The sequence below is a fragment of the Actinomadura vinacea genome, from assembly GCF_039532545.1.
In the GTDB taxonomy this organism is placed as follows: domain Bacteria; phylum Actinomycetota; class Actinomycetes; order Streptosporangiales; family Streptosporangiaceae; genus Spirillospora; species Spirillospora vinacea.
In genome coordinates this window covers 361,272-373,692 of the sequence record NZ_BAAARW010000012.1, presented here as the reverse complement: position 1 = coordinate 373,692, position 12,421 = coordinate 361,272, and the positions used below count along the sequence as shown (strand labels likewise).

Below are 12,421 nucleotides of genomic sequence, written 5' to 3'. Positions count from 1 at the left end.
CCGCCGCTCTCCGGCCGGTCAGCGGCCGAACGGAACCGTGGTGCAGAACAGGCGCGCACCCGCCTCAGCCGAACGCGAGATGGTGGGCTTGCTGTGGATGACCAGCGAGTTGGCGTGCCCCCTGGGGATGCGCCACGGCACGACCGCCCTCGCGTGGCCGCGGCCGTCACGGCGGATCCGCAGGTCCATCCAGATCTCCCTCGCGCGCAGCGGCGTGCCCCGCCTGGCCTGACGCTGGTAGGCCCGGCCGGCCTGGACGGGCCTGGGGCCGCACTTGTTGCGGTGGACGTGCGCCCCGAAGCGCCTGCCGACGGCGGACCTCGGGAACCCCGACACGTACAGGTCGACGACCGTCCTGCCGCGCGCGCTGCGGACCGCGACCACCTCCTTCACCCTGGTGTAGCCCCGGTGGTAGGTGTACGTCGGTCCCTTCGCCTTGATCACGCCGGCCCGGTGCTGCGGGCACGCCGCGGCCGGCGTGGCGAGCAGGCCGAACACGGCCCCGGCCACCACGGACACGACGGCCGCGCGTCTCATTGTCGGCATCATCTTCCCCCTGTTCGGTTGAAGGACGGGGCCGATCATGCCGACGGGCACCCCCCGCACGCCCGCCGCGCGAACGTGCCTGGACGGCGTATCGCCAAGATTTCACCAATCCAAGACCAGGCGGCCCCGGCGGCCTGGTCTGTGCCGCCGGGGCCGCCGTTCCGCCCCCGTTCTCCCCTCGGGCCTACGCTGTGCTTATTCAACCCCGGCTCAGGGCGCTCGCCTGGCGGCTCGCGCCCTGCTTGGTACGAGCGCGACATCGCTTCGCGATCTGCCCGGTGAGGCTCGCCTCCGGTATCGCCTCACCGGCCAGGCAGCGCTGAGGCCGCCTCGCGGCAGGGCCTAGGTGCCCGCCGGCTCCAGCTCGCGCTCGGGAACGGGCGCCTCGTCGCCCTCGCGGATCCCGTAGCGCCGGTAGAGCCGGGCCAGCGGGCCGGGCGCCCACCAGTTGGCCCGTCCCAGCAGCCGCATGGTCGCCGGGACCAGCAGCGCCCGCACGATCGTCGCGTCCACCACGATGGCGATCACCATCCCCACCCCGGTCATCTTGATGAAGGTGATCCCCGAGGTGGCGAACGCCCCGATCACCACCACGAACAGCAGCGCCGCGCTGGTGATGATCCCGCCGGTCCGCTGCAGCCCGGCCGCGACCGCCGCGGTGTTGTCGCCGGTCAGGTCGTACTGCTCGCGGACCCGGGACAGCAGGAACACCTCGTAGTCCATCGAGATCCCGAACAGCATCGCCAGCATCAGGATCGGCATCGCGGGCGAGATCGAGCCGGTCGCGGTGAACTCCAGCAAACCCGCCAGGTTGCCGTCCTGGAAGATCAGCACCACCGCCCCGAACGTGGCCGACAGCGACAGCAGGTTCATCAGCACCGCCTTGATCGGCAGCACCACCGAGCCGAAGGCCAGGAAGAGCAGCACGAACGTGGCCGCGCCGACGGTGAGCGCCAGCCAGGGCAGCGTGCCGGCCATGCTGTCGAGCTGGTCCACGACCACGGCCGTGACGCCACCGACGTAGGCCTCGGCGCCCGGCGGCGGCGGCACGTCCCGCACCCGGACGACCAGGTCGCGGGCGGCGTCGGAGTTCGGATCGGCGTCGTAGCGCAGCGCGATCCGGGTGGTCTCGCCCTTCGCCCCGGTCAGCGCGGCGCCGGTCACACCGGGGATGTCCGACAAACGCCCCACGTACGCGCGGACCGCGCCCTGGTCGGCGGTGCCGTCCACGACGGCGACGATCGGGCTGGTCGCGTTGCGCGGGAATTGCGTCTCCAGCGTCTCGGCCACGATCCGCGACTCGGTCCCGGCGGGCAGCACCTTGGCGTCCACACCGCCCCAGTTGATCCGCAGGAACGGGGCGCCGACCGCGAGCAGCAGCGCCACCGTGGCGACTGTGTAGACGACCGGCCGCCGCATGACGCTCCGGCCCACCCGCAGCCACCCGCCGCCGGAACCGCCGTCCCGCTTGCGCACCGGCAGCGCGTTCACCCGATGCCCGAGCACGCCCAGCAGCGCCGGCAGGACGGTCAGCGCGCCGACCATGCAGACGAACACCGTCGCGATCCCGCCGTACCCCATCGACAGCAGGAACTGCTGATCGAACAGCAGCAGCCCGGCCAGCGACACCGCCACGGTGACCCCGGAAACGGCGACCGTCCGGCCCGCGGTCGCCATCGTCGCGGCCAGCGCCCGCTCGGTCGACGGATCGCGGCGCAGCTCCTCCCGGAACCGGCCGACCATGAACAGCCCGTAGTCGATCGCCAGTCCCAGCCCCAGGAAGGTGGTGATGTTGATCGCGAAGATCGACACATCCGTCACATAAGTGAGCAAATGAAGTGCCGTGAACGACCCCAGGATCGCCACCCCGCCCACCAGCAGCGGCAGGCTGCCGGCCACCAGCCCGCCGAAGATCAGGATCAGCAGCACCACCAGCACCGGCAGCGCCAGCCCCTCGGCCCGTCCGATGTCGGACGACACCCGCTCGTTGATCGCCACCTCGGTGGCCAGCTCCCCGCCGACCTGGGCGGTCAGCCCGCCACCGACCTCGTTCAGGTCATCCCGGATCGCCGCGAAGCCGTCCTGCCGCTCTTCCGCGTCCCCAGCCAGGCGCAGCACCGCATAGGTGGAGGTGCGATCCCGCGAGACCAGCTGCGGCGACCGAGTCGTCCAGTACGTGACGGCCGAGGCCACCTTGTCCCGCGGCAGCGCCGACTCGACAGCGCGCCGGTAGCCAGGATCGTCCACCCGGCGCCCGTCGGTGGACCGGTAGAGGATCACCACGTCTGCCGCGTCCCGGCCCAGTGCCCGCTCGGCGACGCGCTCGGCCTTGTCGCTATCACTGCCCGGCGTGTCGAAGCCCCCACCAGGGCTGAGCGCGCCGAACACCCCCGTCCCCCACACCGCGGCGGCGGCCACGAACAGCGCCGCCACCGCAAGGACCGCCCGGCGCCGCCGGTAGGTCCACCGCCCCCATCTCTCGAACATCCACACTCCCCGCTACACAGTGTCACTACAGTGAACGCCGTTTACTTGCGAACGCTGTTAACATTGCATGCATCGTTAGCTTTAGTCAACGGCGTTCATGCGGAATCATGTGGAGCCGGAGTGCGGCAGAGGAGGGCGGCTTGGGCGAGTCACGGCGGGACCGGCAGCGCGCGGCCACCGTCCAGGAGATCACCGACACGGCCCGGCGCATCCTGGTCGAGGAGGGGCCGGACGCGGTCACGCTGCGCGCGATCGCCCGCGAGATGGGCATGACGGCCCCCGGCCTGTACCGCTACTTCGACAGCCACGCCGAACTTTTGCGGCACGTGGTCGGCGACATCTTCGCCGATCTCACCGCCGAACTGCACAAAGGGCTGTCCGCCGTCCCCGAGGGCGACATGAGCGGCAAACTCCTGGCGGTGGCCCGCAGCTTCCGCCTCTGGGCATTCGCGCACCGCCGCGAATACGCCCTGCTTTTCGGCTCCCCGCTCCCCGACCTGGCCCACCGCAAGGAAGCCGACTTCGCCGAGGAAAGCGCCCAACGCTTCGGCGGGGTGTTCCTTTCCCTCTTCCTGGAACTGTGGCGAAAAGCGCCTTTCCCCGTCCCCTCCGACGACGAAATAGACCCCCGCCTACGCGGCCAGTTGCGCCGCTACCGAGACTTCACCGTCCCCGCAACCGACCTGCCCCTGGGCGTCGTCCAGATCTTCCTGCAGTGCTGGGTCCGCCTCCAGGGAGCCGTCAGCCTGGAAGTATTCGGCCACCTAGAGTTCGCCCTGGACAACCCCGAGCCCATGTTCGAACTAATGCTGGCCGAAATAGCCCCCATCCTGGGCCTCAAGTACCGCAAACCTGACCCCAGTTGATGATCACAGTCCCTGGCCGGCGCAGCGACATCCCGCGTATTCGCAGGTTGTAACCGTTATATCGCTCCAAGTCGCCAAGAACCTAGACAGCTGATCAGTCTCTCCACTACCCTCATCGCGCGGGTCAAAGGGTTTGTAACTGCGGATGACCTGCGCGGGGGCGGGAGGTTCGCTCCCCTGTTTCCATGCTGGGACGGGGTGGAATGTCCGAAGTAGAGGTCGTCCGGTCGGCGCTACGGCAGGCAGCCAAGAACCTTGACCGCACACTCCAGTCGTTCGAAGGCCTAGGTTCGCCCGATGATCTTCGTGCACGCGCGGCCATCACGGCACAGCACCTGGGGGATTGGGACGCCGGCCGAACCCTGGCCATCACCACTGATCAGGCAGCCCGCTACCTGGGAGGCTCCTACCGGGAGTTCCTGGACGAGTACAGAGCCGCGATCTCGGCACTCCTCAAGGTCGCCGACACCTATGGCGAGGCCGAAGAACTGACGGCGAAGCGGGTCCGCGACGTGATGAGCGGCACCGACGAGGGGTGATCTGGTCATGGGCAACGATTCGTATTCACTGCGGGGACCGCAGCCGACCGGTTCGGTGGACGGACTCAAGCTGGAACAGGTCCGTGCTCGTCTGAACTCGACGAGCCCGGAGAAGGTGGCCGCGGCAGGACATGCGTACAACGCAGCTGCCGCGAAGCTCTCAACCGCCCACCAGGAACTCGGTGAGGCGATCACCTACATCACCGAACGCTGGCGCGGCCCCGCCGCCAACGAGGCCGTGGCCGCGTTGACCAAGCTAAAAGTCACCGCCGCTGAACTGGCAGACAAGAGCGGACAGACCGGGAAGGCACTGCAACAGTACGGGGAGAAGGTCCTGCCCTGGTACAAGAATCATTTGCCTGGAGACGGCTTCGTCCGCTCTGGTCGGGACGACGAGTACGCCCAGAAGCTAATGGGCAGACTCAACACTCGGATCACGCAGACACACGCAGCCGTGCCCGAGGGACTCAGCGTCACGCTTCCGGGTATCGGGCAGGGAAGCGAGTCAGCCCGTAACGACTTGTCTCTTGGATCTGGCTCTCAACATGGAGGCTCACCTGCTGGACAGCCCGGAGGCATGCCTCTCTCCACGCCTGCGGCCTCAGCGCTTCCGCCATCGGCAGGGCCGGGGAGTAGCGGCGCCGGTTATGACCCGAGGGGTGCCGGCTGGGGCTCTGGACAGGGCAATGCGCCGGGGTTGATAGGCACTGACTTGGCATCGGCACCGTCGGGCATGCCGCCGGCGCCTGGGAACAATCCAGGGCTTGGCGCACCTCCCACCGGGGCGCCCGGGGCTGCAGGCGGCGGAGGCGCTGGGGGACTCACACTGCCGCCTTCGGGGATGGTGCCTCAAAAACCCGTGGGAGGCGGGGCCGGTCGAGGGCTCTCGCAAGGCGGCATGGGGACATTCGGACGCGGCACCAAGGTAGGCCCCACAGGGCTCATAGGCCCGGGCGGCAACGTGATCGGCGGCGGCCCGGGTGGCCCGGGCGGGTCGGAGGAGGAGCGCGAACGTTCGACATGGCTCGCTGAAGACCGGGACATCTGGGGAGCCGACGCTGAAGAATGGGCACCATCGGTCATCGGAGAGCTGAAGCCCACACGCCGAAACGAAGAGCGCCAGATTCGATCTGAACACGTCGATCAGCGCCCTGAGACCGATTCCGAGAAGCCGCGGATGTCTGAGGAGCCGGTCGAGAAAGATGATCTGGATGAGCTGCTGGACGAACTAGAGGCGGAGCTGGATCTCGAGATCGTTGATCTCGACGAGGAGGTACGCAGTGCCGATGAAGTGGAAGATGCGGCGCTGGACGATGATCTCGATGATCTGCTTGATGGCCTCGTCCATGACCACACCGGCTCTGGTGACGATCCCAAAGCCGCGCAGTGAGGAATGGTGGCTGCGTCAGTGGCAGATAGAAGAGAAGGTCTGGCCCATCACTCGAGGCAGGGGCGTCACCACTGCATTGCTCGATAGTGGAGTCAATGCCCAACTGCCCGACTTGGACGGCAATATCCTACCCGGCGGTGACACTCTAGGGGGTGGCACGAACGGCCTCAAAGATCTTGGTGCACGCCAGCATGGCACCAATCTTGCTGGATTGATTGCGGCGCATGGCCAAGGTGCCGGCATGGTCGGAGTCGCGCCAGAGTCTCGCATTCTTTCGATCCGGATGAACAATGAAACAAATGGATCCGGGTCGGCTGAAAATATGGCCAAGGCGATCAGGTCGGCTGTGCAACAGGGTGCCAAGGTGATCAATATATCGTTGGCGGCGCCTTCGGATACAGGACTCGTCTGCGATCCGCAGCGACAGGCCGCCGTTGACGAAGCCCTCCAACGCGATGTCATCGTTGTGGCCGGAGCGGGCAACAATATTCATGACCGGAACGCGCCTTTGCAACCGGCCGCGTGCCCTGGAGTTCTTGCCGTCGGTTCGGTTGACAAGAAAGGCCGGCCAGACCACTACTCTCAACCGCAATCCTATGTCGCGGTTGCGGCCCCCGGCGTGGAGATCACCTCGCTTAGGGCCGAGTCCTTCGCGCCGAAAGGATATATTGAGAAGGATTTGCGCGGAACCAGTCTGGCTACGGCACTTGTATCCGGAGTCATCGCTCTGATCCGCTCTAAGTATCCGCAGATGCCCGCACGCGAGGTGCTGCGTAGGATCACCGCCACTGCCAACGACGTCGCTCCAAAAGGCCGCGACATCAAGACTGGCTTCGGCGCGGTTCGTCCGTACGAGGCATTGACGGCGCAGATCTCCGCCAGCACGCCCAACCCTGTGTACGAAGCCTGGGAACGGTCCCGTCGTGAGCGTGCCCTGCACCCGCTTCCCACGCGCACGCAGGAGGTCACCCCAGACGTGGTTCCCCTCCGCACGCAGATGATCCAAATCGGGATGGCAGTGGGCGCGCTCCTGTTTGTTGGGATAGGAGGAGCGGTTGTTGTCGTCGTCATCACCCGACGGCGCGCCCGATCCCGACCATCACCTTTCCATATGCAGTCCCAGTCTGAAACTGAGAAAACGAAAGAGACAACGTGACGGTCGTTGACGAATCTGACTCCATTGGACCGCAGGGCGAAGAAGATAAAATTGTAAGATTGGAAGCTAAAGTAGCGGAGATGCGACGCCGATTCGAGCGGCTGGAACGGGCATTGCGACAGAAGGTCCTCACCGTAGAAGCTAAGGATGGACATGTACGAGTCAGAATCAATGGCATGGAGGAGATTGTGGAACTCGTAATAGCGCCTGACGCGCTACGGGACCCGCATATTTACGGGCTGGGAGCATCCGTCGTGGCGACGGTCGGCATCGCGCGCGCACGCGCACGCAGGCTTCGCGAAGCCGCGAAGGCCAAGGTGTTCGCCGACCTTGAAGGTGCTGGTGCCCCACCCGCCCCCCTCACGCAGGAAGTGTGATGTGAGCACTCCCCGGAGTGGCAACCGTTTCTCAATCATGCAACAGCGTGATCTCGCTGCCGATCGGATCATGCGCTTGGAGCGTCAGATGCGGGTGACCGCAGACGCAGTTGACGAGTTCGCCACTCGGGTGCGCCACCTCGACTCGAGTTTGGCGAAGAAGGGAGTGGTACAGGGAATTGAGCCCGGTCTGGGCGCCGTGATAGTCGATGGGAATGGAGAGTTGCAGGACGTCAAGTTTAATGTAGATGATGTTAGGACGACGGATCCGGCAAGGCTTGGCGACCGAGTGCTTTGCGCGATCAATGAAGCGAAAGATAAGATCCAGCTGATCCGTGAGCACGGGCTCCGAGATATCAGTAAATCCGTCAACAGGAAATAGGAGAGATATGCAACCCAAGCCGTCTGCTGGAGAACGCAGCTCACCGGAAACTGCACAAGCCTATCCTGAATATGGCGCTTCATCTTTGGTTCGGATGGCCAAATATGTGGCACTGGCTAATGAGGTGAAAGAAGAGCTCGAATATATCCGCAAGATGGAGCCAAATGGAAAGTCGATCCTCAAAGTGGCCGAAGGCTGGTACGCTGCATCGAATAAGTTGCAGGCGTCGATAGAGTTCATCGATTTCGCCTGGTATGCCCTCGACGTAAAATGGAATGGTGATGGCTACGACTCATTCGAAAAATATATGCGATTTAATGTGACTAAAGTGACGGAGGCCAATAGAGATGCCCTCTTTAGTGCAGCAAATCAGTTGATCGATCTCTATAATGATGCGGTCCAAGGTTATAATGACGCGGTAGAGCATATGGGTGCGGTCCTGGAAAAAGTATCAGGAATCGACCCAGAAAAGAGTACGGATGGGCTTTCGGCTATACTCGTCCAATTTGTTAAAAATAGTATGTCGCGAAGATCGTCACTAGAAAAAGCGTTGGCGGCCAAACAAGGAAAGATTGCCGAAATCGCCGGGCAGGTGGCTCAAATTCGCAGGCCTGGCGAGTTTCCGCAGGACGTCATTGATAGGAATAAGTGGTCTTATGATCCAAAATAGGATACCTGCTAATGCTCAAAAGAATGTGATCCGCTCATTTGGAGTGTCTTTGGTATTGGTGGCGCTCGCGGGAATCAGTGCATGCGCGGGCTTCGGTGGCGGGAACAATGGTTCGGACCTGGTGGATTCCGGCGTCGTCATCCCGGATCCATGCAAGCTCATCAGTGGTGCCACGGCCGATTTTCTGGTTGGAAAGACGCAGGGGAGTCGGACATCCAAGACCAAGAACATTGCCACCCCGGAATGCGAATGGGACAATCAGTCCGGGCGAGAGGAGGGGGAGAAGGAAGGGCGTCTTCACGCTTCAGTTTTTGCTCAGAAGAAGAGGCCGACCAACGGCGATAGATTTAAATACTCCAAGCAAGTCTACTCTGGATTCACTGCAAAACAAAAGTGCCAACCGCTTAACGTGAAGGCATCTGATTCGTGCTGGTACAACGATCCCGATGGTCGATTGGGCGTGGTCATCAGAAAGGGCAACGTTGTTGTCTGGTCCACGGTCTTCGGGACGAACTCTCCTGGTCTCATGGCGGCACAGCGTCCTGGGTCAGGTCAACGCATAGCAAACGATATCGTCCAGAGTTTGGACTGATGGGATCGTTATTTCACAATTCTGACCAAGGGAAGGATGTGGAAATGGGAAACAAGGATGAGAGTAAGTTTGATGTTTCAGCCATCCAGCGGAGTGGCGACAAAATCAATGATGCTGTCAACTTGTGGGCGGGGGCGGCTGCCGATATTTATAACGCCATACTCGAGGTCAATGCCCTTGGCATCTGTGGAGAAGGTGCTCGTGATGCCTACGTGCGCATGCGCAATGTCGCTCATGAGAAGATGAACGAAGCGACCACTGGGCTGATCGCGGTGCGGGATTCAGTCTACAAGGTCGCCGACGTTTATGCCGGAACCGAAGACGAGACCGAGCGCAGGGTTTCTGATGTCGGGCCGGCACGTACCCTTCCCGGAGACATCGTTAACCCGCCATCTTGATGGTACATACGGGTATCGGTTTGCGGCCGGGATCATCAGTTCTCGCCGGCCCGCTGATCCTGCTCTGGAATGCGGCCTGCCCGAGACCACCGACTGCCGAGGTGCCTGAGCCTCGCCCTGTTCACCGCGTTTTGGTTCCCCTTCCTCCGCCGCAGACGGGCCCGCCCAAAGGGCGAGGACGCCCCTCACGAAGACGCCCGCCATCACACGGGGCAACCAGATTCCTGACGAACGCTCAGTGACGCCTGGGGCGGTGGCATACCTGACAGAAATGGCGTGTGCCTGCGAAACGGGGAGCGGTTCAGCCGGTGCCGGGGTCCCAGGTGACGGTCTCCAGATCGCCCAGGTCGTCCACGGCCACGCGGTCCTCGCGGGCCAGGGTCCGGACCATGGTCGCGGCCTCGTCGCGCGTCACGTAGCCGCCTCGGGAACGGCGGTGGGCGGGCTCGGGCGTCTCCAGCCAGAGCCTCGGCTCGCCGGGCCCTTGCCACCTCATCTGGACGACGCCTTCCGACCTTCCGGCAAAGACCAGGTAGTTGCCGTCGAGGGGGGCAAGCGCGTCCAGCCAGCGCAGGCATTCCTCCAGGGAGGTCGGGTGGTCGTCACCGTCGTGGCGCCGGCGCTCGCGGTCGTTCACACGCATCATCAGCATGTGCTCGGGCGGCCGCTGCGCCTCCAACGCGGCGGGCTCGAAGTCGGCGCCTCCGAACAGCGGGCCGAAGACCTCCCACGCAGAAAGCCGAGAGATGTCCACATCGATGACCTCGGCCTTACCTGGGATCTGGAGTGTGCCGCGCAGCCGATCCCACTCGCGGTGCAGCCGCAGATCGCGGCCGCGCACGTCCATGACCGACAGCCGGACATCGTCCGGCAGGACGGGCAGATCCCGCTGCAACACCGTCCTCGCCTGCACCAGCGCGGGCTTCGAACTCCTGCGGCTGTGACGGTTGCGCCGGTACAGGCCACCTGCCCCATCGTCCAAGTGCCGCACATCGGCCCTCGGTGACGGCTCGCGGGTCCAGTCGTGGTGCCGGACGGCCAGGTTCTTGCCGATGACGCCCGGCCAGAAGGCTTCGTACTCCTCACCATCGACGGTCTCAGAGCGATGCACCGGGATGACCTGCATCCCGCGGTCGGCCAACGGCGTGTTCTTGAAGAAGTGGGTGTGCCCGGGACCGAGCAGGGCGGCCCGGTCCAGCGCGAACCCCGGGACCTGTATCGGGCGCAGCCGAACGATCGAACCGAGGTCGTCGGCGTCCGCGAGATCGTCCACGGCGTCCAGCAGCGCGGCGACGACGTCGTCGCGGTAGCCCTTGTTGGCATGGACCACCAAGACCCGGTCGCCGCGGATCTGGTACACGAAAGCCCCGACGAAGCCTCTCTCCATCAGGACGTCGTGGTCGCCGACCCGCGCGGGCACCGCGGGACTGGGACGGCCTTCCTGGATTAAGTCTGCGAGGGGAGCACCATCGACCATGCGAGACAGCCTAGCTTTTAAAAGGGCGGCCAAAGCTACAGGTGAAGGCGCACACGTCTTGCTTCCATGTGGTGATGTAGGTGTCGATGAGGATGTGCAAGCGACCGCCGACTGCAGGTGGCGTGCCTCACAGAGGTCGGGAGAAGAAGTCGAATTCGCTGGTGAGGGCGCCGGATAGGAAGGCTTCCCATTCGGGGCGGGTGTAGATGATGGTTTCGGCGTCGGGGTGGTGGCTGTGGCGTACGGCGACGCGTTCGGTGCCGTCGTTGAGGGGGGCTGCTTCGACGCAGTTGCCTCCGCCGTCAGAGCTGTAGGTGCTGATGTGTCAGGAGACGCGGGCAAGCTCTTGAGGGCTGAGTTCTTCGGCTGCCTCTGACATGCTTACTGCCATTCCTCTGCTGTCGCTGAAATCAGGTCGGCAGATTCGGTTGGCCCGAGGGCCATGCTCTTGTCCATCGTAAGCTCGAACGAACCGTTCGGTCTCGGGTGGTTCGACGTATATGGCGCCTGCCATCGACTCTGTGTACGCAACCTCCGGGAACGGGGCGGGCGTCTCGAAGATCGTGAAGGTCCCGCAGGTACTTGCCGGTGTTCCCGTGCGGAAGGGGACGACCTGGATGTTGATGGCCGACTTGGTGGAGCACTGGGTGAGATGGCGAAGCTGAGCTGTCATGGTCTGCGGGGTAGCTACCCCTGGCGGCGCAGGACGACAGGTGCGTAGGGGCATCGCCCGGGTCGGCCTGGGCTACCAGGGCGCCTCCGGCGACCCCGCACTCTAAAACGCGAGGCCTGTCTGCCTTGTTCTGGTCGCATCTGAACCTTTACGGCAGGTTCGAGCTGCTTATGAGCAGGCAGTTCGACCTCGGGCAACCGGCTGACCACTGCGAGGCCGGCGCCCTCGTAGATGACGTGATCGGGCTGGAGATTGCCGTGCGTCCCCCCGGCGGGGGCGCTGAACGTAAAACGGACCGGCTGTACTCCTCGTAAAGGAGTCTAGCCGGTCCGCGGTTGGTGACCGTTTCGGCTCGGTGCATCGACGGCTATTCGCGCCTAGCTATAAAGCTTGAGCTTGATGTGCGTGGTCCCTTCGCCAGTACTGCTGATCTCGAATGCTTCCGCACCCAGGCCCTTCAGCACCATTAGGTAGTGCTCGGCGTGGCCGTCCACCCTCGTGCCATCAATCAGGGCCGCCTCGATCTGCAGTACGTCCCAATCGTTTCGGAAGGCCACGTTGATCCTCGGGTTGCTTTGGCAATCGGCGAATTCGATCATGTTCGAAATGACCACATATGCCTGGGCGCGCATGGCGCGGCTCAGGTCATTTGCCTTGTCCAGAAGCTGCCAGATCAGGTCTTCCGACATGCGTTGGGCGTCGGGCAGGTGGACGATTTGCGCCGTCCCCGGCGAGGTGTTGTCGTGCCCGAACGGCAGTGCGAGCATGAGTTTATCTCCAAGGGCTTGGTTTTTAGAACTTCCTTCTCCTGTGACTGTCCAGGTGAGGTGGGAGGTGGCAAGAACTAGTTCCGCACACGGATAGAAGA

General features: G+C 63.9%; 15 protein-coding genes and 1 pseudogene. 10 read left to right on the top strand and 6 right to left on the bottom strand.

Annotation, left to right across the window (positions count from 1 at the left end; translation table 11 throughout):
- Window positions 1-18: 18 nt before the first annotated feature.
- Complete coding sequence (locus ABD340_RS17035; protein WP_344589945.1) at window positions 19-537, bottom strand: hypothetical protein; 519 nt, start codon at window positions 535-537, stop codon at window positions 19-21.
- A 351-nt stretch (window positions 538-888) separates the two neighbouring features.
- The gene (locus ABD340_RS17030; protein WP_344589944.1) at window positions 889-3,033 is read right to left on the bottom strand and encodes an MMPL family transporter; all 2,145 of its coding nucleotides are present in this window, start codon (window positions 3,031-3,033) and stop codon (window positions 889-891) included.
- 140 nt (window positions 3,034-3,173) lie between these two features.
- On the opposite strand from ABD340_RS17030, the gene ABD340_RS17025 reads away from it, so the two are divergent.
- The 10 genes and pseudogenes from ABD340_RS17025 to ABD340_RS16985 all read left to right on the top strand — a co-directional run bounded on the left by ABD340_RS17025 (window position 3,174) and on the right by ABD340_RS16985 (window position 9,403).
- Window positions 3,174-3,899, top strand: a complete 726-nt coding sequence (locus ABD340_RS17025; protein ID WP_344589943.1) for a TetR/AcrR family transcriptional regulator — start codon at window positions 3,174-3,176, stop codon at window positions 3,897-3,899.
- Between the two features lie 203 nt (window positions 3,900-4,102).
- A complete protein-coding gene (locus ABD340_RS17020; protein WP_344589942.1) occupies window positions 4,103-4,438 on the top strand; it encodes a hypothetical protein in 336 nt (111 codons plus the stop codon).
- A gap of 7 nt (window positions 4,439-4,445) precedes the next feature.
- Window positions 4,446-4,757 (top strand): annotated as a pseudogene (locus tag ABD340_RS47975) (WXG100 family type VII secretion target); the annotation flags it as partial.
- A 579-nt stretch (window positions 4,758-5,336) separates the two neighbouring features.
- Window positions 5,337-5,828: a hypothetical protein gene (locus ABD340_RS17015; protein WP_344589941.1), complete on the top strand. Its 492-nt coding sequence runs from the start codon at window positions 5,337-5,339 to the stop codon at window positions 5,826-5,828.
- Complete coding sequence (gene mycP, locus ABD340_RS17010; RefSeq protein ID WP_344589940.1) at window positions 5,725-6,984, top strand: type VII secretion-associated serine protease mycosin; 1,260 nt, start codon at window positions 5,725-5,727, stop codon at window positions 6,982-6,984. The genes ABD340_RS17015 and mycP overlap by 104 nt, the downstream gene beginning before the upstream one ends.
- Complete coding sequence (locus tag ABD340_RS17005; RefSeq protein ID WP_344589939.1) at window positions 6,981-7,361, top strand: YbaB/EbfC family nucleoid-associated protein; 381 nt, start codon at window positions 6,981-6,983, stop codon at window positions 7,359-7,361. Before mycP ends, ABD340_RS17005 begins: the two co-directional genes overlap by 4 nt.
- Before the next feature lie 37 nt (window positions 7,362-7,398).
- Window positions 7,399-7,743: a YbaB/EbfC family nucleoid-associated protein gene (locus tag ABD340_RS47970; RefSeq protein ID WP_425547382.1), complete on the top strand. Its 345-nt coding sequence runs from the start codon at window positions 7,399-7,401 to the stop codon at window positions 7,741-7,743.
- A gap of 7 nt (window positions 7,744-7,750) precedes the next feature.
- A complete protein-coding gene (locus ABD340_RS16995) occupies window positions 7,751-8,413 on the top strand; it encodes a hypothetical protein (protein WP_344589937.1) in 663 nt (220 codons plus the stop codon).
- Complete coding sequence (locus ABD340_RS16990; RefSeq protein WP_344589936.1) at window positions 8,400-9,005, top strand: hypothetical protein; 606 nt, start codon at window positions 8,400-8,402, stop codon at window positions 9,003-9,005. The genes ABD340_RS16995 and ABD340_RS16990 overlap by 14 nt, the downstream gene beginning before the upstream one ends.
- A gap of 44 nt (window positions 9,006-9,049) precedes the next feature.
- Window positions 9,050-9,403 (top strand): hypothetical protein, encoded by a 354-nt coding sequence (locus ABD340_RS16985; protein ID WP_344589935.1) that lies wholly within the window; start codon window positions 9,050-9,052, stop codon window positions 9,401-9,403.
- Between the two features lie 301 nt (window positions 9,404-9,704).
- Here the strand turns inward: ABD340_RS16985 and ABD340_RS16980 are convergent, their stop codons facing one another.
- The 4 genes from ABD340_RS16980 to ABD340_RS16970 form a co-directional block, all read right to left on the bottom strand.
- Window positions 9,705-10,823 (bottom strand): hypothetical protein, encoded by a 1,119-nt coding sequence (locus ABD340_RS16980; RefSeq protein WP_344589934.1) that lies wholly within the window; start codon window positions 10,821-10,823, stop codon window positions 9,705-9,707.
- 184 nt (window positions 10,824-11,007) lie between these two features.
- Window positions 11,008-11,202, bottom strand: coding sequence for a DUF397 domain-containing protein (locus ABD340_RS16975; RefSeq protein WP_344590707.1), 195 nt, complete (start codon window positions 11,200-11,202; stop codon window positions 11,008-11,010).
- A gap of 3 nt (window positions 11,203-11,205) precedes the next feature.
- A complete protein-coding gene (locus tag ABD340_RS47965; RefSeq protein WP_425547380.1) occupies window positions 11,206-11,553 on the bottom strand; it encodes a Scr1 family TA system antitoxin-like transcriptional regulator in 348 nt (115 codons plus the stop codon).
- A 377-nt stretch (window positions 11,554-11,930) separates the two neighbouring features.
- Entirely contained in the window at window positions 11,931-12,320 is a 390-nt protein-coding gene (locus ABD340_RS16970; RefSeq protein WP_344589933.1) for a hypothetical protein, read from the bottom strand.
- Window positions 12,321-12,421 lie beyond the last annotated feature (101 nt).